Annotated in this window: 19 protein-coding genes and 1 tRNA gene; 15 read left to right on the forward strand and 5 right to left on the reverse strand. The window is 67.1% G+C overall.

The annotated features are described in order from the left end of the window. The first annotated feature begins 74 nt into the window (after positions 1 to 74). The 3 genes from pstC to pstB are packed head-to-tail and all read left to right on the forward strand — an operon-like array spanning position 75 to position 3052. Positions 75 to 1010 (forward strand): phosphate ABC transporter permease subunit PstC, encoded by a 936-nt coding sequence (pstC, locus tag ACHAA4_RS05380; protein ID WP_435773164.1) that lies wholly within the window; start codon positions 75 to 77, stop codon positions 1008 to 1010. Further along, positions 1010 to 2218 (forward strand): phosphate ABC transporter permease PstA, encoded by a 1209-nt coding sequence (gene pstA, locus ACHAA4_RS05385; RefSeq protein ID WP_435773165.1) that lies wholly within the window; start codon positions 1010 to 1012, stop codon positions 2216 to 2218. The genes pstC and pstA overlap by 1 nt, the downstream gene beginning before the upstream one ends. 54 nt (positions 2219 to 2272) lie before the next feature. Continuing rightward, positions 2273 to 3052: a phosphate ABC transporter ATP-binding protein PstB gene (gene pstB, locus ACHAA4_RS05390; RefSeq protein WP_435773166.1), complete on the forward strand. Its 780-nt coding sequence runs from the start codon at positions 2273 to 2275 to the stop codon at positions 3050 to 3052. A gap of 112 nt (positions 3053 to 3164) precedes the next feature. Here pstB and ACHAA4_RS05395 read toward each other — a convergent pair whose 3' ends face one another. The 3 genes from ACHAA4_RS05395 to ACHAA4_RS05405 form a co-directional block, all read right to left on the reverse strand. Next, positions 3165 to 4181 carry an inorganic phosphate transporter gene (locus tag ACHAA4_RS05395; RefSeq protein ID WP_435773167.1) on the reverse strand — a complete coding sequence of 339 codons (1017 nt, stop codon included), beginning with the start codon at positions 4179 to 4181 and terminating at the stop codon, positions 3165 to 3167. Positions 4182 to 4190: 9 nt separating this feature from the next. Continuing rightward, positions 4191 to 4808 carry a DUF47 domain-containing protein gene (locus tag ACHAA4_RS05400; RefSeq protein ID WP_435773168.1) on the reverse strand — a complete coding sequence of 206 codons (618 nt, stop codon included), beginning with the start codon at positions 4806 to 4808 and terminating at the stop codon, positions 4191 to 4193. Positions 4809 to 5183: 375 nt separating this feature from the next. Beyond that, positions 5184 to 5259: transfer RNA gene (locus ACHAA4_RS05405), tRNA-Lys, on the reverse strand. Between the two features lie 126 nt (positions 5260 to 5385). Here ACHAA4_RS05405 and ACHAA4_RS05410 point away from each other — a divergent pair. The 8 genes from ACHAA4_RS05410 to ACHAA4_RS05445 all read left to right on the forward strand — a co-directional run bounded on the left by ACHAA4_RS05410 (position 5386) and on the right by ACHAA4_RS05445 (position 14537). Beyond that, on the forward strand, positions 5386 to 6015 hold the full coding sequence (locus tag ACHAA4_RS05410) for a hypothetical protein (protein ID WP_435773169.1): 630 nt from the start codon (positions 5386 to 5388) through the stop codon (positions 6013 to 6015). A 48-nt stretch (positions 6016 to 6063) separates the two neighbouring features. Further along, positions 6064 to 7470, forward strand: coding sequence for an MFS transporter (locus ACHAA4_RS05415; protein ID WP_435773170.1), 1407 nt, complete (start codon positions 6064 to 6066; stop codon positions 7468 to 7470). 145 nt (positions 7471 to 7615) lie between these two features. Continuing rightward, complete coding sequence (locus ACHAA4_RS05420; protein ID WP_435773171.1) at positions 7616 to 8707, forward strand: BMP family lipoprotein; 1092 nt, start codon at positions 7616 to 7618, stop codon at positions 8705 to 8707. A gap of 33 nt (positions 8708 to 8740) precedes the next feature. Beyond that, positions 8741 to 10330 carry an ABC transporter ATP-binding protein gene (locus ACHAA4_RS05425; protein WP_435773172.1) on the forward strand — a complete coding sequence of 530 codons (1590 nt, stop codon included), beginning with the start codon at positions 8741 to 8743 and terminating at the stop codon, positions 10328 to 10330. Continuing rightward, positions 10327 to 11688 (forward strand): ABC transporter permease, encoded by a 1362-nt coding sequence (locus ACHAA4_RS05430; RefSeq protein ID WP_435773173.1) that lies wholly within the window; start codon positions 10327 to 10329, stop codon positions 11686 to 11688. Before ACHAA4_RS05425 ends, ACHAA4_RS05430 begins: the two co-directional genes overlap by 4 nt. Beyond that, positions 11685 to 12986 carry an ABC transporter permease gene (locus ACHAA4_RS05435; RefSeq protein WP_435773174.1) on the forward strand — a complete coding sequence of 434 codons (1302 nt, stop codon included), beginning with the start codon at positions 11685 to 11687 and terminating at the stop codon, positions 12984 to 12986. The genes ACHAA4_RS05430 and ACHAA4_RS05435 overlap by 4 nt, the downstream gene beginning before the upstream one ends. A 98-nt stretch (positions 12987 to 13084) precedes the next feature. Further along, entirely contained in the window at positions 13085 to 13546 is a 462-nt protein-coding gene (locus ACHAA4_RS05440; protein WP_435773175.1) for a CBS domain-containing protein, read from the forward strand. A 148-nt stretch (positions 13547 to 13694) separates the two neighbouring features. Continuing rightward, the gene (locus ACHAA4_RS05445; RefSeq protein ID WP_435773176.1) at positions 13695 to 14537 is read left to right on the forward strand and encodes an NAD-dependent epimerase/dehydratase family protein; all 843 of its coding nucleotides are present in this window, start codon (positions 13695 to 13697) and stop codon (positions 14535 to 14537) included. Between the two features lie 98 nt (positions 14538 to 14635). Here ACHAA4_RS05445 and ACHAA4_RS05450 read toward each other — a convergent pair whose 3' ends face one another. Together ACHAA4_RS05450 and ACHAA4_RS05455 are read right to left on the reverse strand one after the other, a co-directional pair. After that, positions 14636 to 16312 (reverse strand): sodium:solute symporter family protein, encoded by a 1677-nt coding sequence (locus ACHAA4_RS05450; RefSeq protein ID WP_435773177.1) that lies wholly within the window; start codon positions 16310 to 16312, stop codon positions 14636 to 14638. Next, positions 16309 to 16635: a DUF4212 domain-containing protein gene (locus ACHAA4_RS05455; RefSeq protein WP_435773178.1), complete on the reverse strand. Its 327-nt coding sequence runs from the start codon at positions 16633 to 16635 to the stop codon at positions 16309 to 16311. The genes ACHAA4_RS05450 and ACHAA4_RS05455 overlap by 4 nt, the downstream gene beginning before the upstream one ends. Before the next feature lie 277 nt (positions 16636 to 16912). On the opposite strand from ACHAA4_RS05455, the gene ACHAA4_RS05460 reads away from it, so the two are divergent. Genes ACHAA4_RS05460 through ACHAA4_RS05475 form a run of 4 tightly spaced genes read left to right on the forward strand, consistent with a single transcriptional unit; the run spans position 16913 to position 20818 of the window. Beyond that, positions 16913 to 17395 carry a hypothetical protein gene (locus ACHAA4_RS05460; RefSeq protein ID WP_435773179.1) on the forward strand — a complete coding sequence of 161 codons (483 nt, stop codon included), beginning with the start codon at positions 16913 to 16915 and terminating at the stop codon, positions 17393 to 17395. 18 nt (positions 17396 to 17413) lie between these two features. Next, positions 17414 to 17824: a hypothetical protein gene (locus ACHAA4_RS05465; RefSeq protein WP_435773180.1), complete on the forward strand. Its 411-nt coding sequence runs from the start codon at positions 17414 to 17416 to the stop codon at positions 17822 to 17824. Continuing rightward, positions 17821 to 19503, forward strand: a complete 1683-nt coding sequence (locus tag ACHAA4_RS05470) for a sodium/solute symporter (protein WP_435773181.1) — start codon at positions 17821 to 17823, stop codon at positions 19501 to 19503. The genes ACHAA4_RS05465 and ACHAA4_RS05470 overlap by 4 nt, the downstream gene beginning before the upstream one ends. Beyond that, on the forward strand, positions 19493 to 20818 hold the full coding sequence (locus tag ACHAA4_RS05475) for a histidine kinase (RefSeq protein WP_435773182.1): 1326 nt from the start codon (positions 19493 to 19495) through the stop codon (positions 20816 to 20818). The genes ACHAA4_RS05470 and ACHAA4_RS05475 overlap by 11 nt, the downstream gene beginning before the upstream one ends. The last annotated feature ends 8 nt before the right edge of the window (positions 20819 to 20826 follow it).

The following is a 20826-nucleotide window of genomic DNA, read 5'->3' on the forward strand; positions in this document are numbered from 1 at the left end:
CTGCGACCCTGGCCGCCCGGCGTCCGTACCTGCTGCATCACGCTTCAATCACACAGATCTGAGAGGCAGACCAGGTGACCAGCTCACTGACTCAGTCCGATAAAAGGGGAGTCGCAGGAGACCGTGTCTTCTCGGCGCTGACGGTCTCCGCCGGCGTCCTCATCCTGCTCACCCTGGCCTTCGTGGCACTGTTCCTGACAGTGAACTCCAGGGACGCGGTCTACCAGGAGGACCAGGGAGGCTGGATCCTCACTGCCTTCCTCGACTACGCATACCCGCTGGTCATCGGCACACTCATCGCCTCCTTCATCGCGCTGATCCTGGCGGCGCCGGTGGCGGTGGGCGTCGCGCTCTACATCTCGCACTACGCTCCGCCGAAGTTCTCCAAAGGCATCGGATATGTGATCGACCTCCTGGCCGCGATCCCCTCGGTGGTCTATGGCGCCTGGGGCATGAGCTTTCTCGGCCCCGCGCTGATCCCGGTATACGGCTGGCTGCACGAGAACCTCGGATTCATCCCGCTCTTCGCCGGGGACCCCTCGCAGACCGGGCGCACCATCTTCACCGCCGGGGTCGTGCTGGGCGTGATGATCCTGCCGATCATCACCTCCGTCTGCCGGGAGATCTTCATCCAGACTCCCAAGCTGCACGAAGAGGCGGCGCTGGCGCTGGGCGCGACCCGCTGGGAGATGATCAAGATGTCGGTCTTCCCGTTCGCTCGCGCCGGCATCATCTCCGGCATCATGCTCGGCCTCGGCCGGGCGCTGGGTGAGACCATGGCCGTGGCCCTGGTCCTGTCTCCTGGAATGCTCACCGCCTCGCTGATCTCCAACGGCAACAGCACCATCCCTGCCGAGATCGCCCTCGGCTTCCCCGAGGCGCCGCCCGGGTCTGAACGTCAGGCCCAGCTCATCGCCATCGGCCTGGTGCTCTTCCTGATCACCCTGCTGGTGAACATGACAGCGCGCTGGATCGTCAGCCGCCACAAGGAATTCTCGGGAGCCAACTGATGACACAGACACCTACTCCGACGCCGACGCCCACCTCGGCCCAGGGCGGCCCGCCCAGCCTCGGTGACGGCAGCAGCAACGGCGTGCTGCGGCGCAATTCGTTGACGCAGAACACGCTGCCGTCCTGGCTCTGGATCGCGCTCCTCGGCGGCTCCATCGTCCTGGGAGCTGCGCTCTCGGCGCTGATCGGGTTCAACCTGGCCAGCTGGTTCATCTTCGCCGCAGTGATCTACATCCTCAGCAGCTACCTGGTCACCCGGACCAGGGTGAACCGCAGGCGCGCCACTGACGGGCTCTGGACCAACCTGGTCTACCTCGCCTTCCTCATTGCGCTCATGCCGCTGGTCTCGGTGATCTGGTCGGTGGCCTCGGTCGGGATCCCGGGCCTGCTGGCGCCGGGCTTCATGAGCTCCGACATGCAGGGGATCACCGGACTGGTCGATGAGGCGTCACAGACCGAAGGCGCGCCCGTCCTGGGTGGAATCGCGCACGCGCTCATCGGCTCGCTGCTGATCACTCTGGCCGCCACCGTCATCTCGGTGCCGATCGGGCTGCTGACTTCCATCTACCTCGTCGAGTACGCCAAAGGCGGGCCGCTGTCGCGGGCCATCACCTTCTTCGTCGATGTGATGACCGGCATCCCGTCCATCGTGGCCGGGCTCTTCGCCGGCGCCGCGATGGCCTGGTTCCTCTCGGTCTTCAGCGGCGTGACCGGACTTCTCACCACCCAGCGCTCCACCCTGGGCATCACCGCGGCCATCGCGCTCTCGGTGCTGATGGTCCCGGTCGTGGTCAGGACCACCGAGGAGATGCTTAGGGTGGTCCCCAACGAGCTGCGCGAGGCCTCCTACGCCCTGGGTGTCCGCAAATGGCGGACCATCCTGAAGGTGGTCATCCCGACGGCCATCTCCGGCATCGCCTCGGGTGTCACGCTGGCTATCGCCCGGGTCATCGGTGAGACCGCTCCGATCCTGGTCACCGCGGGCTTCGTGGTCAACACCAACTGGAACCTGTTCCAGGGCTGGATGACCGCGCTGCCGGTGTACATCTTCCGACAGTTCCAGAACCCGACCTCGCCGAACTTCTCGGACCCCTCCGAGCAGCGGGCGTGGGCGGCGGCACTGGTGCTGATCCTGATCGTGATGGGATTGAACCTCTTCGCCCGTCTCATCGCTACGCTCTTCGCGCCCAAGCAGACCGGACGCTGACCGCGGCCTCCGCGGTCCCCATCGTTCTTCCCAGAGAAAGTGTGAATATCAGATATGTCTAAGCGAGTAGATGTCGTTGACCTCAACGTCTATTACGGCGATTTCCTCGCGGTCGAGGGTGTCAACATGAACATCGACGCCCAAGCGGTGACGGCGTTCATCGGTCCCTCCGGCTGCGGCAAGACCACCTTGTTGCGTTCGCTGAACCGCATGCATGAGGTCCTGCCGGGTGCTCGGGTGAAGGGTCAGCTGCTCCTGGACGGTGAGGACATCTACGAATCCGGCGTGGACCCCGTGACCGTGCGCACTCAGGTCGGCATGGTGTTCCAGCGCCCGAACCCGTTCCCCACCATGACCATCCGAGAGAACGTGCTGGCCGGGTACAAGCTCAACGGGGCTCGACTCTCGAAGTCGCAGTCCGAGGAGATCGTGGAGACCTCGCTGCGCAGCGCGAACCTCTGGAACGAGGTCAAGGAGCGTCTGGATCGTCCGGGCTCAGGTCTCTCGGGCGGCCAGCAGCAGCGACTGTGCATCGCGCGGACCATCGCGGTGAAGCCCGACGTCATCCTGATGGACGAGCCGTGCTCGGCGCTGGATCCGATCTCCACCCTCGCCATCGAGGACCTGATCGGTGAGCTGCAGCAGGACTACACGGTGATCATCGTGACCCACAACATGCAGCAGGCTGCCCGCGTCTCACAGAAGACCGCGTTCTTCAACATCGCGGGCACGGGCAAGCCGGGCAAGCTCATCGAGTACGACGACACCACTGCGATCTTCAACACTCCGCAGGAGAAGTCCACCGAGGACTACGTCTCCGGCCGCTTCGGCTGAGCTCGGGCGGTCCGGCCCCGAAAGCCTGCGTTCGGGCAGCTGGTGCTCGCACGGTCACTCCCGGTCGACGGTTCGCCGTCGGCCGGGATCTGTGTCTTCGCGGTGGCTCCGCTCAGCCCAGCAGCGGGCTCAGTGCCAGTGTGAAGACCGCCGTGACGGCGCCTGCGGCCAGCGGGGTCAGCACCCAGTAGCCGCAGATGCGACGGAACTGCCGCCAGTGCACGGTGGCGAAACGCTGGTTCGACCCGGCTCCGATCACGCTGGAGGCCGCCGTCAAAGAGGTCGAGAGTGGAAGCGCAAACGCCAGTGAACCGATGAACAGCAGCGCCGAGGTGGTGGTGGTCGCGACCATTCCGCGCAGCGGATCGATCTCGACGAGCCGGTGACCCAGCGTGTGTCCGATCCGCCAGCCACCGGTGAGGCATCCCGCCCCGATCAGCACGGCGAAGCCGATATAGGCGTAGGGAAGCCACGCCTGAGCGTCCTGAACCTCGGCCGCGACGAGCGCGGTGAGCAGCACGAAGGAGAAGCGTTGCCCCTGCTGCAGCCCGGTCCCCAGTGAGGTGACGCCGACGCTGACCGACTGCGCCATCCGGGAGGTCGCGTTGACTGCGTCGGGGTCCTCGCCGCGGGCCAGACGCGCCGCGAGGAAGACCAGCAGGTAGGCCAGACCGAACGCGACCAACGGAGAGAGCAGCAGCGTCAGCGCGGCACCAGCCCACGGCATGGCTAGGACCTCGACGAAGGCGATATCGGCGACGACGGCGGCGGCCAGCGTGCCGCCGAGAAACCCGGCCAGCAGGGCGTGAGTCGTCGACGTCGGCATCCCGCGCAGGTAGGTGAAGAGATTCCAGCCCAGCAGCGTCAGCGCGGCCGATAGGACGACGGCGAGCAGAAGACGCGGCTCCATCTGTGGAAAATCGAACCACATGTAGAGGTAGATCCCCAGCGGCAGGGCCAGCAGGACACCCAGTGTGTTGAAGCCCGCCGCGAGGCGGGTGGCGGCTCGTGGGGTCAGCGCGCGCGTGCGCACCGGTATGGCGATGGCGTTGGGGACGTCGTGGAGCCCGGCCACGAAGGCATTGGGCACCAGCGTGAGGCAGATCAGGGCCAGCAGGATGGCTTCCACGAGGGCGCCTCAGGACTCGCGCACGATGATCGAACCTGCGGTGACCGCCACGGCCCGCTGGTCCTGCACCGCGGCGAGCAGCGCATCGGCGATCTGCGCCTGCTGCAGCGCGATGTTCGGTTGGAAGGCGTTGTCAGATGAGGTGAGCCATGCCCGGTGCGTGCGATTGGCCTGCTTGGTGAGGCGCTGCATCTGGATCCAGTAGTCCTCGAGCAGGTCGAAATCCTCCAGCCGTGACATCGCAGCCACGGTGAGATCCAGCTGGCGGCTCAGCGTCTCCAACTGGTCGGCGCTCTGGGTGGGAAGCACCAGGTGCGGACGAGCAAGGATCAGATCACCGGCTGCGACGACATGTTCCATAGTGCGGTTGAGCTGCTGAGAGAGCGCGTAGATGTCCTGACGGGGGAGGGGAGTCACGAAGACGCTGCGGATATGCGTCATCAGGTTGAAGTGCAGGTCGACTGCTCGGCCCTCGAAACCGAGCAGCTGCTCGCGCAGTGCAGTTCGGTCTTCCGCGGTGCTGCCCAGCAGCTGCGAGATCAGCTGGACCCCGGCGCGCACTTCCCGGGCGATGCTGGCCAACAGGTCCGTTGCCTCAGGCTTGCGCTGGCCTCTGCGTACGATCATTCGGTGCGTTTCCCCAGGTGAACGAGTGTCGACGTGTCGGCCACGAGTGTATAGCGCAAACATGAACATCTCGGACGGCCGAGGACGGGGTGGCGCACAAAGGCGTGCAGTGATGCGCTGGCCGAATCGGTCTGCGCAGACGCCATGGGGGATGAGGTGTGCCGGGCTGGGAACGCCTCACGGCGCGGGGCCGCTCGAAGCGGCTCAATAATGGAGCCCGGGGGTTACCGCAGCCCGGCACACCTCCAGTGTGCTCCCTGTCGAGGCGTGCGGTCAACTGGGCGGCAGACCTGGCCCTCACGAGGCTCTGCATGAGATATGCCCAGGTCTACGCTGAGCGCTGACCTGGGCATATAAGTCTCCAGGGGAGGACTATGGTGGGCCCTGCGGGACTCGAACCCGCGACCAGCGGATTAAAAGTCCGATGCTCTACCAACTGAGCTAAAGGCCCCTGTGAAGCCTCTGAAGACGTCCCCTATGGTATCGCCGCCGGGGCCTGCGGCATAATGACGGACACTATGTGGGCCGGCAGCTGAGCGGACCGCAGACCGAAGCGAATCCCTTCAAGGAGGACGCGATGACCAGCCAGCCCCGCCACCGTCGGCCGCGCTACACCGAGCCGGCAGCCTTCGATCAGCGAGAGGGCGGCGCGGACCCGGCCATCATCTCCCAGGCCGCCCACGACACCGCGCATGCGCTGGTCTTCCACGGCCGTGATTCAGAAGACCCCGAGGTGACGGAGCGGTTCATCCGACTGGCGGAGACCGAAGGCATCGAGGCCATCGCCGAGCTCTGGTCCGATTCCCCGGCGCACTCGCTCGCAGGCGGACTCTGGCGGATCTACGCGATACGCGCCGCGGTGAACAAGGACCCGCAGCGGATGAGCGAGTACTACCAGCTGGGCAAGACCGATTCAGCCCCGCATGCGATCGCTGGTGTGGCGGAGCCTCCCACCGCACAGGAGATGGACCGCCTCGCGGATCTGGTGCTCGCAGGAATGTACCGCGGCGACATCGATTCGGCCTTCGATCGGGCGGGCGCCTTCTGTCGCGTCATCGCCCGAGGACAGGCGCTCTGGGCCGGCGGCTCGGAGCGACACAGCCCCGAATCTGCCAGACGGCTCACCGAGCGGGCAGATCAGCTGCTGCGCACCGCAGAGGAGCTTGAGAGTGCCGCCCGCGGGTGCCGCGCCGGCACACTCGACTGATCAGGGCGGCTTCATGTAGTTGGGGTTCTGACCGTCAGAGAAGGTCATGTGGGGGCTGCGCCCCTTCCGCGGGCTTACACTCGCTTCGTGCATCAGAACACAGCGAATCCCTCCACAGCGCTGCCCACCGGTGAATCGGTCCTGCAGGGCCTGCCCTGGCGATGGAACACCCAGGGCAGGATCTTCCTCATCGGTGGACTGGGATTCATGTTCGACGCATGGGACGTCTCGCTCAACGGCATCCTGATCCCGCTGCTCTCCGAGGAGTGGGACCTCACGCCCTCGGATGCGGCCTGGATCGGCACCGCGAACCTGATCGGCATGGCGGTCGGTGCCGTCATGTGGGGCACCATCGCCGACCGGATCGGGCGCAAGAAGGCCTTTGCCTGGACGCTGCTGATCTTCTCGCTGTTCACCGTGGCCGGCGCCATGACCGGAAGCCTCGAGTGGTTCGTGCTCTTCCGCTTCCTCGCCGGCGTCGGGCTCGGCGGCTGTATTCCTGTGGACTACGCCCTGGTCGGTGAGTTCACCCCGGCGAAGCAGCGCGGCCGGGTGCTGACCGCCATGGACGGCTGGTGGCCCATCGGCGCGGCGCTCGCCGGCTTCGTCTCGGCGTGGCTGGTCGGGACCTGGGGTGACTGGCGACTGCCGCTGCTGGCCATGATCCTGCCCGCGCTGCTGGTCTTCGCGGTGCGGCTCTTCGTCCCGGAGTCTCCGATGTATCTCATGCGCCAGGGGCAGATGGAGGAGGCGCGCAAGGTCATCGACTCCATGGTGACCCGCACCGGAGCCCCGGTCCGTGCCTACACGCTGGAGACCACCCAGGCGCCGGCGAAGCTGAGCTTCCGCGCCGTGGGGGAGCAGCTGAGGCTGGTCTGGGCACACGGCTGGCGGGTCACCACCGTCTCCTGGGTGCTCTTCCTGGCGATCATGACGGTCTACTACATCGCAATTCAATGGATGCCCACACTGCTGATCGAGGCCGGATACGAACAAGATCAAGCGTTCATCCGCACCGCAGGAATGGCCGCCGTCGGACTCATCGGCGTGGTGATCTCCACGGTGCTCGTGGAGATCACCGGACGCCGGGTGCTGCTGGCCATCTCGGCCCCCGTGGCCACCGCGATGCTGGTGGTGCTCGGGTTCACCATGCACCTGCCCACCGCGGTGCTGATCCTGCTGCTGGGCTTCGGCATGGTGATCCAGATCGCGATCCCGGTTCTCTACACCTACGTGTCCGAGCTCTACCCCACTGAACTGCGCGGATCTGGATTCGGCTGGGCCTCGACGATCTCGCGCATCGGGGCCGGGCTGGGCCCGCTGCTCTTCATCGCCTGGATGGAGCCGACCTTCGGCCTCGCGGGAGCCTTCGGGATCTGCCTGGTCGGTGTGGTGTTCGCGGTGCTGCTGATGCTCAAGCTGGCTCCGGACACCACCGCCAAACAGCTTGACTGAACCGAGTCTCGGTTCATCCCGTTGGTGAACATCCCTGAAACTTCCGGGCAATGTTTGAGGTTGAAATGTGTCGTACTATTGCCTGCATCACTCGTTTCTCGGCACCCGCATGGGTGCCGTTCTTGCACCATGAGGAGAACCCCACATGAAGAGGTCCTTCAAGACCAGCGGCACCCTTGCCGCGACCGCCGCCGCGGCACTGCTCCTGTCCTCCTGCGGAGAGGCTCCGGAGGAGGAGGCCGAGGGTGAGGGCACCGCCTCCGAAGAGGTCGATTACAAGTCCTGCCTGGTCTCCGATGAGGGGGGCTGGGACGACCGTTCCTTCAACCAGTCCGCCTACGAGGGCCTGGAGATGGCCATCGAGGAGCTCGGCGTCGATTCTGCCGACGCGCAGTCCACCGCCGAGTCCGAATACGGCCCCAACGTGGACACCATGGTCCAGCAGAACTGCGACGTCGTCTTCGGCGTCGGCTTCCTGCTGGAAGAGGGCCTGCGTGAAGCTGCCGAGGCCAACCCAGAGACCAACTTCGCGCTGATCGACTCCTACTTCGAGTTCGAAGAGGGCGAGGAGCTGGACAACGCCAAGCCACTGGTGTTCAACACTGGTGAAGCCGCCTACCTGGCAGGCTATGTCGCCGCCGCGATGAGCGAGACCGGCGTGGTCGGCACCTGGGGCGGCATCCAGATTCCTTCGGTGACCGTGTTCATGGATGGCTATGCCGACGGTGTGGAGAAGTACAACGAGGACAACGACGGCGACGTCGAGCTGGTCGGCTGGGACAAGGAAGAGCAGAACGGCAGCTTCTCCGGAGACTTCAGCGACCAGACCAGCGGTGGCGAGGTCACCGAGCAGCTGCTGAGCCAGGGCGCCGACATCGTCATGCCCGTGGCCGGCAACGCAGGGGTCGGCGCAGGTCCCGTGCTGGAAGATGCCGATGCCAAGATGATCTGGGTCGACTCCGACGGCTACGAGTCCACGGACTTCGGCAACATCGTGCTGACCTCGGTGATGAAGGAGATCGGCCAGTCGGTGTACGCCACCATCGAAGAGGGCGTCGACGGTGGATTCACCAGCGAGCCCTACGTGGGCAACCTGGAGAACGAGGGCGTCGGCCTGGCTCCCTTCCACGACTTCGAGGACGAGGTGCCCTCCGAGGTCGCAGACGCCGTGGAGCAGCTGCGCCAGGACATCATCGATGGCGAGATCGTCATCGAGTCCGAGAACGCCCCGTCCTGACCCATCGATTGACTGATTGGCGACACCGCAGCGATGAAGCTTGAGCTCAGAGGGGTCACGAAGCGGTTCGGCTCCTTCACCGCCAATGACCGGATCTCCCTCACCGTCGCGCCGGGCGAGATCCATGCCCTGCTCGGCGAGAACGGAGCCGGCAAGTCCACCCTGATGAACACCATCTACGGGCTGCACCAGCCCGAAGAGGGTGAGATCCTGCTGGACGATCAGAGGGTCAGCTTCAACGGGCCCGGTGACGCAGTGGACGCCGGGATCGGCATGGTGCACCAGCACTTCATGCTGATCCCGGTGTTCACGGTCACCGAGTCGGTCGCGCTGGGCTACGAGCCCACGCGCGCTGCAGGGATCATGGACATGAAGCAGGCGCGGGAGAAGGTGCTGGAGATCTCCGCCCGCTTCGGCTTCGACGTGGACCCCGATGCCCGCATCGAGGAGCTGCCGGTCGGAGCCCAGCAGCGCGTGGAGATCATCAAGGCGCTCTCGCGCGACGCCAAGGTGCTCATCCTCGATGAGCCCACCGCCGTGCTGACTCCGCAGGAGACCGACGAGCTGATCACCATCATGGGTCAGCTGCGCGACTCCGGGACCTCCATCGTCTTCATCACCCACAAGCTGCGCGAGGTCCGCGCCGTCGCCGACCGCATCACCGTGATCCGACGCGGTGCGGTGGTGGGGGAGGCCTCTCCGCAGTCCACGGAGACCGAGCTCGCCGGGCTGATGGTCGGCCGAGAGGTCAACCTCACCACGGCCAAGGAGCCCGCCGCCCCTGGAGAGGTCAGCTTCTCCGTCCAGGACCTGACCGTGCTCAGCCCCACGGACAAGGTCGTGGTCGACCATGTCGACTTCGAGGTGCGGCGCGGAGAGATCCTGGTCATCGCCGGAGTGGACGGCAACGGACAGACCGAGCTCGCTCAGACCATTCTCGGGATCCGAGAGCCGGTGTCTGGCCGTATCCTGCTCGACGACAAGGACCTCGCCCCGCTCAGCGTCAAGCAGCGCCTGGCCGCTGGACTGGGCTTCGTGCCCGAAGACCGCAGCACCGACGGGGTCATCGGTGCGTTCACCATCACCGAGAACTACGTGCTGGACACCTATGACCGACCCCCCTACGCCGGAGGCCCGGGCAACGTGGCGCTGCGCATCCCGGTGATGCGGGAGGCCGCGCAGACCCAGGCCGAACGCTTCGACGTGCGCATGGGCGGCGTGGACGACCCGATCTCCACGCTCTCCGGCGGCAACCAGCAGAAGGTCGTGCTGGCTCGTGAGATGAGCCGTGACCTGCGGCTCTTCGTCGCCAGCCAGCCCACCCGCGGGCTCGACGTCGGTTCCATCGAGTTTGTGCACCGCACCATCATCGAGGAGCGCGACAAGGGGACCCCGTGTCTGATCGTGTCCACCGAGCTCGACGAGGCGCTGAACCTGGCCGACCGGATCGCGGTGATGTACCGCGGCCGGATCGTGGGCATCGTCTCCGCCGGAACCAGCCGTGATGTGTTGGGACTGATGATGGCGGGGGTCCCTCTCGAAGAAGCTCAGCAGCAGGCCGCCGCCCATCACACCGTGCTGGGAGAGGCCGATGAGTCGGCCGAAGCAGAGGAGAGCAAGTGACCGATTCAGCGCCCCAGCCGGGGACGTCTCCCGCCCAGGGGACGAAGCAGCAGGGCCCGTGGGAAGAGGCAGAAGGCCGTCTCTCCCGCGCGCTCCGGGAGCTGGGCCAGACCTCCTGGCTGGTGACCGTGCTCGCCGTCGTCGTCGCACTGGTGGTCGGGGCGGTGCTGATCCTCGCCGCACACCCGGACGTGCAGGCCAGCCTGAGCTACTTCTTCGCCCAGCCCACCGCATTCCTGGAGACCTCCTTCCAAGTGCTGCGCGAGGCCTACTCCTCGCTCTTCCGCGGGGCGGTCTTCGACTGGCAGGCACCCTCCATCGAGCGTGCCGTCCGGCCGTTGACCGAGACCATGGTCTACTCGGTGCCGCTGATCCTGGCCGGCCTGGGCATCGCCATCGGCTTCCGCTCCGGCATGCTGAACATCGGCGGACAGGGTCAGATCATCCTCGGGGCGACCTCTGCCGGGTTCCTCGGCTATGCGCTCGCGCTGCCGGCTGGGCTGCACGTGCTGCTGGCGATCGCCGGAGGCACCATCGGCGGCGCCATCTGGGGTGGGATCGCCGGTGTGCTCAAGGCACGCACCGGAGCCAATGAGGTGATCGTGACGATCATGCTCAACAACATCGCCATCTACCTTCTGGCCTGGCTGCTGCAGCAGCAGTGGTTCAAGCAGACCGGCTCCAACCAGCCGCTCTCGAGCTCGGTCGATGAGTCTGCGCAGCTCTTCTCCCTGCTCGGCCCAGGCTTCCGGATCCACGCCGGATTCCTCCTCGCGATCCTGGCCACGATCTTCGTCTGGTGGCTGCTCGAGCGGTCCACCCTCGGATTCGAGTTCCGCGCCATCGGAGAGAACCCCGAGGCCGCACGGACCGCGGGCATCAACGTCACCAAGGCCACCGCGCTGGTGCTCGTGATCGCCGGCGGCCTCGCCGGCCTCGGCGGGGCTGCGCATGTGCTGGGCACGGAGTACCGGCTGGCCGGCGGCATCGCGGGCACGCTGGGCTTCGACGCGATCACCGTGGCGCTGCTCGGACGCTCGAAGCCGCTGGGCACCTTCCTGGCCGGCCTGCTGCTGGGCGGACTGCGCGCCGGTGGCGTCCTGATGCAGGCACAGACCGGCACGCCGATCGACATCGTGCTGGTGCTCCAGGCCGTGATCGTGCTGATGATCGCCGCACCGCCGCTGGTGCGCTCGATCTTCTTCCTGCCCCGCGCCGACGGACGCCCGCGCACCGGCGGGCGGCGCCGTCGTGGCACTGACGCAGCTTCCGACGACGGGGCGGCTGGGCCGCCGGAGAAGCAGACGGCAGGCGGCGCCGAACGGCCCAGGACCACGACCCAGGAGGTGGACAGATGAGTGAGCAGACTGTGACGACTCCTGAGGTCCAGACGGAACCGACCGAGCGGGCCTCCACCGGAGTCCGGCCGATCTCCTGGAAGTACCCCATCACTTACGCGGTCCTGACCGTGCTGGGGCTGATCTTCGCGCTGACCAATCCCGCAGGGGGCCGCACCCACTTCCGGCTCGCCTCCGCCGGGGACTTCTTCCAGATCCCGGTGATCGAGCTGCCCTCGAGGCCAGCCGGGTGGGTGCTCGCGATCGTGCTCGTCGCGCTGACGGGACTGGCCTTCTTCCAGGCCGCCCGGCGCCGGCGCACCGGACTCTGGCTGCCGCTGACCTTCGGCGTGCTGTTCGTGCTGGCCTTCCTGGTCTGGGCCGGAGCGGACCGCGGCGCGGTCATCCCGCTGGTCACCATGCTCACCGGGGCGCTCGCGCTCTCCGTGCCGCTGATCTTCGGTGCCATGTGCGGCCTCGTGGGGGAACGCTCCGGCGTCATCAACATCGCCATCGAGGCTCAGCTCCTGGCCGGAGCGTTCCTCGCCGCCGTCGCCGCCTCCTTCTTCACCAGCGCCTATCTGGGCCTGCTCTTCTCGCCCATCGCCGGTGCGCTGGTGGGTGCAGTGCTGGTGTTCTTCTCGGTGAAGTACCAGGTCAATCAGATCATCGTCGGCGTGGTGCTCAACGTGCTGGTCATCGGGCTGACCGGATTCCTCTTCTCCACGTTCCTGACCCAGAACGCCGAGGTCTGGAACGCGCGTCAGCGGCTGCCCGACCTGCCGATCCCGGGGCTCTCCCAGATCCCGGTCATCGGCCCGGTGCTCTTCGACCAGACCATCCTGGTCTATCTGATGTATGTCCTGGTCGCGGTGCTCAACGTCTTCCTGTTCCGCTCCCGCTGGGGACTGCGCACCCGTGCAGTCGGTGAACACCCCAAGGCGGCCGACACAGTGGGCATCAAGGTCAACCGGACGCGCGTGTACAACGTGATCCTCGCCGGAGCCATCGCCGGACTCGGCGGGTCCTTCTTCACCATCGGGCAGGGGCTCGCCTTCGGCAAGGAGATGTCCGCCGGAGCAGGCTTCATCGCACTCGCCGCCATGATCCTGGGCCGCTGGCATCCCATCGGCGCCGTGCTCGCGGCGCTGCTCTTCGGCTTCTCCACCTCGCTGGGCAACGTGCTCTCCGCCATCGGCACTCCGGTTCCCTCCGAGGCGCTGCTGATGCTGCCCTATGTGGTCACCATCTTCGCGGTGGCCGGATTCGTCGGGCGGGTCAGGCCTCCGGCGGCGAACGGCACTCCCTACGTGAAATAGATCCGATCCGGGAGGGCGTCTTTACCCCGGGCGTCCTTCCGGATAGGCTTTCACCGGCTCAAGCAGCGGGCTCTTGGTTCACTATTCAAGGGTTGCTGATGGAGCATTTCTCACACTCGACCGCCCGGCCCTCCGGCGGTCACACGACTCTGACCGCACGGGGTCTCAGCACCACCCGCGTCGGGGATCTCATGTCGGCGATCGAGTCGGTCGTCTCGGTCACGGCGCCGCTGCGCGACGCCGCCGAACTGGTGCACCGCCTCGACGCTGCCGCCCTGGTCATCGGACTCTCCCACCAGCCGCTGGGACTGATCACCGAGGCCGCGCTCACCGACGTGGCCAGAAGCCATCCAGGGCAGTGGGAGAAGAAGCGCTGCGCAGCGCTGATCGGCGCCGCGCCTGGCCCGCTGAGCCCGTCGGATCCGATCCAGGACGTGCTGGCCTGCTACCGACGATCCGGAGCCCAGCCGCTGCTGGTGCTCGACGAGGATGAGGCTGTGGGCATCATCTACCCAGATCCGGTCTTCGATGCGCTGGGCCTGGGGTGCGATCCACGCTGATCGTTCCAGCCGAGTCCCGCGGTGCGCCCGCCGGGTCCTCGCAGGACCATGGCCGTGGATTAGTCTGGGCAGGGGTTCGTCTGAGACCCAGCACACACCTTTGACGGACAGCCCCACACACAGCCCGAACACACGAAGAAGAGGCGCCATGAGAATCGCAGTCACCGGATCCACCGGAAAGCTCGGCACGGTCGTAGCGCGGGAGCTGCGCGCCGCAGGTCATGAGGTCATCGGCCTCGACGTCGAGGGCGCCCGCGGCCCCGGCTTCGTGAAGCTGGACCTCACCGACTACGGCCAGGTCATCGACGCGTTCGGCGGAGTCGGGGACCAGCACGACGGCGTGGACGCGGTCGTCCACCTGGCAGCCGTCCCGGCGCCCGGAATCCGGACCGACGCGGCCACCTTCCACAACAACATCAACGCCACCTTCAACGTCTTCTGGGCCGCTGCCCGGCTCGGCATCGACCGGATCGTCTATGCCTCCTCCGAAACCGTGTTGGGGCTGCCCTTCGACACCCCGCCGCCCTACATCCCGGTGGATGAGCAGTACCCGGCCAGGCCTGAATCCACCTACTCGCTGGTCAAGCACCTCGAGGAGCAGATGGCCATCGAACTGGTCCGTTGGAACCCGGGGCTCGCCATCACAGCGCTGCGCTTCTCCAACGTGATGAATCCCGAAGACTACGCCGCGTTCCCCGACTTCGACTCCGACGCGTCACTGCGCAGGTGGAACCTCTGGGGCTACATCGACGCCCGCGACGGCGCCCAGGCCATCCAGCGTGCTCTCGAGGTCGCCGGCCCAGGATTCGAGCGCTACATCATCGCCGCGGCAGACACGGTGATGTCCCGTCCGAACGCCGAGCTCGTCGCGGAGATCTTCCCAGAGGTCGAGCTGCGTGGGGATCTCGGCGTCAACGACACCCTGCTCTCCATCGAGAAGGCCCGTCGCGAGCTCGGCTACGAGCCCAAGCACTCCTGGCGTGATTCCTGAGCAGGGTCAGACGCTGAGCGCACAGACAGGCGGCCCCCGCTCCATCATCGGAGCGGGGGCCGCCTGTCTGTGTCGGGTCTGCCGAGACGGCGCCCGGATCAGGAACGCACAGCCGCCTTTCTGGTCTGCGGATAGCGGATCTCTTCGACCATCTCCTGGACGTGTTCGCTCGGTGGCGCCGTGAGCTTCGAGACCACGATCATCACGGTGGCGTTGACCGCGGCGCCGATCGCACCGATGCCCTCGGGGGAGATGTTGAAGAGGTGATCATTGGCGCTGGTGCCGAAGACCTCCAGCGTGTAGATCATGTAGGTCGCGGTGAATGCGAGGCCGGTCAGCATGCCTGCAGCGGCCCCCGGACCATTGGCCTTCTTCCAGAAGATCCCGAGGATCAGGATCGGGAAGAAGCTCGCCGCGGCGAGGCCGAAGGCGAATGCGACCACCTGGGCCACGAAGGCCGGCGGGTTGATGCCGGCCCAGATGGCGAACAGGATCGCAAGAGCCATCGCGATGCGTCCGACCATCATCTGCTCCTTCTCCGATGCCCCGGTCTTCTTGAAGACTCGGAAGTACAGGTCATGGGAGGCGGCGGAGGAGATGACCAGCAGCAGACCAGCCGCGGTGGACATGGCTGCAGCCATGCCGCCGGCGGCCATCAGCCCGACGATCGGAGCGGGAAGCCCGCCGATCTCCGGTGAGGCCAGCACCAGGATGTCGTTGTTGACGATCAGGTCCGCCCCGGAGGTCGCGATGTTCGAGACCGTCCCGATGGTCTCGACGTCCTCGTTCACGGTCACCAGACCCGTCGGTGCCCAGGTGTTGATCCAGTTCGGCAGGTTGTCTGGACTCTGGCCCTGGACGCCCTGGAGCAGGTTCAGCTTGGTGAACGCACCCACGGCAGGAGCGGTGAGGTAGAGCAGGGCGATGAAGAACAGCGCCCAGAAGCCCGAGTAGCGAGCGCCTCGGACGGTCTTGGTGGTGTAGAAGCGGACGATGACATGCGGCAGTCCTGCGGTGCCGAGCATCAGCGAGAGCGTCACCAGGAAGACGTCGATCTGTCCGCCGGCGCGGCCCGCGAACGCCTCGGTGAACTCGGTGAGCCCGAACTCCACGCTGAGCGAGTCCAGTTCCGCGAGGATCCGCCCGTAGGAGATCTGCGGCACCGGGATGCCGGTGGTCTGGTAGGCCACGGCGAAGGCCGGGATCAGGTAGGCGATGATCAGCACGGTGTACTGGGCGACCTGGGTGTAGGTGATGCCCTTCATGCCGCCGAGCACGGCGTAGAAGAAGATGACGACGGCGACCAGCACCACGCCCCACTCGATGGTGAGGCCCAGGAAGCGGCTGAAGACGATGCCGCCGCCGGCCATCTGGCCGACCACGTAGGTGAACGAGACCACGATCGCGGCGATGGCCGCGACGATGCGGACCGACTCCGAGTACCGCTCGCCCACAAACTCAGGCACCGTGAACTTGCCCCATTTGCGCAGGTAGGGGGCCAGCAGCAGGGCCAGCAGCACGTAGCCGCCGGTCCAGCCCATCAGGTAGACCGAGCCGTCGGAGCCCAGGAAGGCGATCAGACCGGCCATCCCGATGAAGCTGGCCGCACTCATCCAGTCGGCAGCGATGGCCGCACCGTTGGCGAGGGTCGGGACGCCCTGGGACGCGACGTAGAACTCCTTGGTCTCCTTCACCCTCGAGCGCCAGGCGATGACGATGTAGATGCCGAAGGTCAGGATGATGAAGAAGAACGTCCAGAACTGGGTCTCAGTCACTTGTAGCCCCCTTCGTCATTGCGCTCGGCCACGCCGAACTCATCATCGATCTTGTCCATCCACAGGGCGTAGACCAGGATCAGGATCACGAAGACGTAGATCGATCCCTGCTGGGCGAACCAGAGGCCGAGCGGGAAGCCGAGGATCACGATGTTGTTGAGCGGTTCGATCAGCAGAATGCCGAAGCCGAATGAGACGGTGAACCAGATGGCCAGCAAGGTGATCATCAGCCGGAGGTTCTTCTTCCAGTAGCGCTTGCGCCAGCTGGTGTCCTCCGCCTCTGGTGGTCCGCCGGAGGTACCCTCATGTGCCACATCGGACATGGGAGGCTCCCTTCTTCCTAGTGCGAGGTGATTCGCCCACGCGGGATGCGCAGGGACTGGTCTAAGACAGTCAAAATGTGGCCCAGATCACAAGTCCCAGGACCTCCAGCGGCGTATCTGTGTTTGCCAGCGGCACGAAACGCAGGATGAACGGCTGATCTCTGCGCAATGACCGCTCATCTGCGGAAAGCCGCCGCCCAGCATCGGAAATGTGCCGTTCGTCAGGTTCTCCGGAGCCTGCTTCGTCTGTGGCGCCGATCACATCTAGGATGACGGCATGACCACGACAGCGGACAAGGGCATCTACGGCGGCATCACTGCGCGGCTGAAGGCTGGCAGCGCCACCGGGTGGGGCGTCTTTCACCCCGGCAGCAAGGCGATGATCCTCGGCGGGCTGATGCTGATCGTCTCGGCCTTCCTCCCCTGGGTCTACCTGCCGTTCTTGGAGCAGGTCACCGGGGAGGTCTACGCGCTGCGCGGCACCGACGGTCCCGGCGTGATCACCCTCGCCGTCGGCTTCCTGGCCTTCGCCGGCGGGTTCGTGCCGCGCCGCCGGCTGGCGATCGCCCACGCCGCGATCCCGGGCCTGCTCGTGGCCGGCATCGTGCTGCTGCAGACCTGGAACATCCTGGCCTTCTCGGCCAGCGCCGGAGCCTGGGGCGGACTGCTCCCGGGCATGGGGCTCGTGCTCGCCGGCGGCGGCGCCGTGGTCCTGCTGAAGTCCTCCTGGACCATGTACCGGACGTGGCTCCCCGCCTGAGGGGACGTGTTCCTGAACGTGGCGAAGCGCTCTTCCTCGGTTCCCACGCCGGACGGCTACCGCCCCGACCTCTCCCGGGGCGCTGACCTCACCCCGGACAACGAGGTCCGCGACACACCTTCCGAGGTCGACGCGGCCTTCCGCGCTCAGCGCGGCATCGCGATCGCCTATTTTCTGGTGTTCCTGGTCCTGGTGGCAGCCTTTCCGGTGCTCACCATCACGCTGCCGTGGTGGAGTGGCGCCCGGGTCTTCGGAGAGCTCAGCCCCGGCTTCGTCGCCGCGGCCGGGGGGCTCTATCTGGCCTTCGCCGTCATGGGCATCGCGGCGGCCCGGCTCAGCGCCTCGGTCGAGTCACGGATGCTGGGCGGTCAGCAGGAGCTCGACGACGACGCCGCTCGCGCCGCACGCTCCGCGGAGGATCCCCGATGACCTCGACCGCGGTGGTGACCCTGGCCGCGGTGCTGATCATCGTGCTCGGAGTCTCCTTCATCAGCCGCCCCCGAGGCCCCTCCACCGTGGACTTCTATCTCGCGGGCCAGCGAGTCGGCGTGATGACCAACTCCTGGGCCATCTGCGGAGATTACCTCTCGGCCGCCTCCTTCCTGGGGGTCGCCGCCGCGGTGTACGTCTCAGGCCTGGACGGCGCCTGGTACGCGGTGGGCTTCGCCGCCGGCTTCGTCCCCGTGCTGCTGCTCATCGCCGCTCCGCTGCGCCGCTTCGGGGAATTCTCCCTCGCCGACTTCCTGGGCCGCCGGATGGATTCGGACCCGGTCCGGCTCGCCTCGGTGGGTGTGGTCCAGCTGGTCATCCTCTGCTACCTGGTTCCGCAGTCGGTGGGTGGAGGGATCACCTGGGAGCTGCTGGTCGGGCAGGGGCTGCTGGGACTCTCGCCCTACGCGACCGGGGTGCTGCTCTCTACGGCAGTGGTCGCCGTCGTCGTCGCCTTCGGCGGGATGCGGGGAACCACCTGGAACCAGGCGGTGCAGTTCCTGCTGCTCTTCGCGGCGCTGGTCTGGCTCGCCGTGGTGGTGACCGCCGACGGGTTCCGCTACGGAGAGGCCGTGCAGAGCCTGAGCGAGGCCCCGCTGGCGAACCCCGCTCTCGGCGCCGACGGGCAGGGATGGACGCTCACCGAGGAGACCAACCATATGCACCCGGGGGAGCCGGCGCTCTTCGGGGAGCCCGGCGCCCGCTACGGCCCGCTGGGCCAGGTAGCGCTGGTGGTCACCCTGGGTCTGGGCACTGCGGGGCTGCCGCATGTGATGAACCGCTACTTCACCTCTCCCACCGGCAAGGCAGCCCGCACCACCACCGTCTGGGTGCTGGTGCTCATCGGCGCGTTCTACGCGATGGCAATCATGCTGGGGACCGCCGCCCGGGACATCATCCCCGACGCCGTCGCGGGCAGGCCCTGGCTGCAGGAGCTGACCGTCAACGGGGTGCTGCACACCCCGGAGCATGCGCTGCCGGTGCTCGGCCGGATCTACGGCGAGCAGACCGGGCTGGGCCTGATCGCCGCCGCCGCGCTGATCGCCGCGATGTCCACCGTGGCGGGACTGCTGCTGGCCTCGGCGGCGACCTGGGGCCACGACGTCTATGAGCGCCACATCAACCCGCGCGCCACCCAGCGTCAGGCCGTGTGGGCCGGTCGGATCACCACGCTGCTGGGTGCGGCGCTCGCAGCCGGGCTCGCCATCGCGCTGCGCCCCGAAGCCTTCGCCCCGGCCATGCCATCACTGGTCGCCACCATGGTGACCTGGGCCTTCGCCGTCGCCGGGTCCGCGCTGACGCCCGTGCTGGTGCTCGCGATCTGGTGGCACAGGACGACGGCGGCGGCCTCGCTGGCCGGTCTGCTCACCGGGGCGACCCTCTCGGTCGGTATGTTCACGACCGCCGGCCTGATCGAGACCGTCTGGCTGCGCGAGCTGCTCGCCGCCCCCACTCTGGTCGTCGCGCCGATCACCGTGGCGGTGGTGGTGCTGATCTCGCTGCGCACCAGCCCCCCTCACGGCGTGCAGGCGCACTGGGTGCGGATGCACGGCACCGCGGCGGACCGTCGGGCCGAACGCATGGCCCGACTGACTCGAGGAGGCGTGGATGCGCGGTAGCGCGATGCTGGCAGCAGGAGTGACGCTGATCTGGGTGCTGGTCTATCTCGGCACCCAGGTGTTCGCCGACCCGGCACTGCCGATGCTGCCCACGCTCGGGCTCGGACTCGGGCTCACCGTCGGCGCGGTGCTGGGCTACCCCTCGGCGCTGCGCGGGGCCACCGGTCGGCGGCGCCAGCGCCCGGTCACGCCGCGCGAGGTCGAGGTCAGCCGGGGAGTTCGCAACCTCGCCGCGGCCGGGCGCTCCATGCCGCTGCGCGCCGGACTCACCCCCGAGGCGGCCCGGCGGACCTGCGAGCTGCTGCGCCCGATGCTCTCTGGGGATGCCGTCTCGATCACCGACCGCGAGCAGATCCTGGCCTATGTGGGCCCCGGCGCGGATCACCACCGCGAGGGCGCGCAGATGCAGACCTCCGCGGCCCCCCGCACGATCGCCAAGGGCAAGACCCAGGTGGTCCGCGACAGCGCAGGGGTGGGCTGCCGCAAGCCCGACTGCGCATTGACCTCCGCGGTGATCGTGCCGCTGCGCGTGGGCGCTCGGGTGATCGGGACCCTCGGGGTCTACCAGGCCGAGGCAGAGATCCCGCCGCGTCAGCTGGTCGAGGACATGGCGGCGATGCTCTCGCTGCACCTGGAGCTCGCCGAGCTGGACCGGGAGAAGCAGCTGGCCACCGATGCCCGGCTCAACGCGCTGCGCGCGCAGATCAACCCGCACTTCCTGTTCAACATCCTCAACACCATCGCGTCGAAGGCCCGCACCCGCCCGGACGAGGCCCGCGAGCTGCTGCTGCGGCTCTCCGAGTTCTTCCGCTACGCGGTGCGCCAGGAGGGTCACTACGCCGAGTTCGCCCAGGAGTACTACTTCGTGCGCACCTACGTCTCACTGGAGCAGGCGCGCTTCGGGGATCGGCTCAAGGTCCGCTACGACATCGACCCGCAGGTGCTCACCAGCAGGGTGCCGGTGCTCATGATCCAGCCCCTGGTGGAGAACGCAGTCAAGCACGGCATCGCCGGCAAGCCTGCCGGCGGGACCGTGCACCTGCGCGCCCGGGTGGACCCGCTGGCGCGCACCACGACCATCCGCGTCAGCGACGACGGCGTGGGGATGGCCCCTGAGATGCTGGCGCAGATGGCCGACGCGGCCAGCCGCGTCGACAGCGGCGAGAGTCTCACCGAGGACCCGAACCATGCCGGGGTCGGTCTGCAGAACATCACCGAACGACTGAACTCGCTCTTCGGAGATCGCTACGACCTCTCCATCTCGACCCCGCGCACCGGAGGCACCGTGGTGGAGCTGCAGATACCCCTGCGGTGACCACCATC

It is taken from the genome of Nesterenkonia maliinae (assembly GCF_051262655.1).
GTDB lineage: Bacteria > Actinomycetota > Actinomycetes > Actinomycetales > Micrococcaceae > Nesterenkonia.

Excerpts from the sequence above, each read along its gene's own strand:
- ACHAA4_RS05420 (WP_435773171.1), top strand. The coding sequence starts at position 7,616 with ATGAAGAGGTCCTTCAAGACCAGCGGCACCCTTGCCGCGACCGCCGCC.
- ACHAA4_RS05440 (WP_435773175.1), top strand. The coding sequence starts at position 13,085 with ATGGAGCATTTCTCACACTCGACCGCCCGGCCCTCCGGCGGTCACACG.
- ACHAA4_RS05475 (WP_435773182.1), top strand. The coding sequence starts at position 19,493 with ATGCGCGGTAGCGCGATGCTGGCAGCAGGAGTGACGCTGATCTGGGTG.
- ACHAA4_RS05455 (WP_435773178.1), bottom strand. The coding sequence starts at position 16,635 with ATGTCCGATGTGGCACATGAGGGTACCTCCGGCGGACCACCAGAGGCG.
- ACHAA4_RS05425 (WP_435773172.1), top strand. The coding sequence starts at position 8,741 with ATGAAGCTTGAGCTCAGAGGGGTCACGAAGCGGTTCGGCTCCTTCACC.
- ACHAA4_RS05400 (WP_435773168.1), bottom strand. The coding sequence starts at position 4,808 with ATGATCGTACGCAGAGGCCAGCGCAAGCCTGAGGCAACGGACCTGTTG.
- ACHAA4_RS05445 (WP_435773176.1), top strand. The coding sequence starts at position 13,695 with ATGAGAATCGCAGTCACCGGATCCACCGGAAAGCTCGGCACGGTCGTA.
- pstB (WP_435773166.1), top strand. The coding sequence starts at position 2,273 with ATGTCTAAGCGAGTAGATGTCGTTGACCTCAACGTCTATTACGGCGAT.
- ACHAA4_RS05435 (WP_435773174.1), top strand. The coding sequence starts at position 11,685 with ATGAGTGAGCAGACTGTGACGACTCCTGAGGTCCAGACGGAACCGACC.
- ACHAA4_RS05470 (WP_435773181.1), top strand. The coding sequence starts at position 17,821 with ATGACCTCGACCGCGGTGGTGACCCTGGCCGCGGTGCTGATCATCGTG.
- ACHAA4_RS05460 (WP_435773179.1), top strand. The coding sequence starts at position 16,913 with ATGACCACGACAGCGGACAAGGGCATCTACGGCGGCATCACTGCGCGG.
- ACHAA4_RS05410 (WP_435773169.1), top strand. The coding sequence starts at position 5,386 with ATGACCAGCCAGCCCCGCCACCGTCGGCCGCGCTACACCGAGCCGGCA.
- pstA (WP_435773165.1), top strand. The coding sequence starts at position 1,010 with ATGACACAGACACCTACTCCGACGCCGACGCCCACCTCGGCCCAGGGC.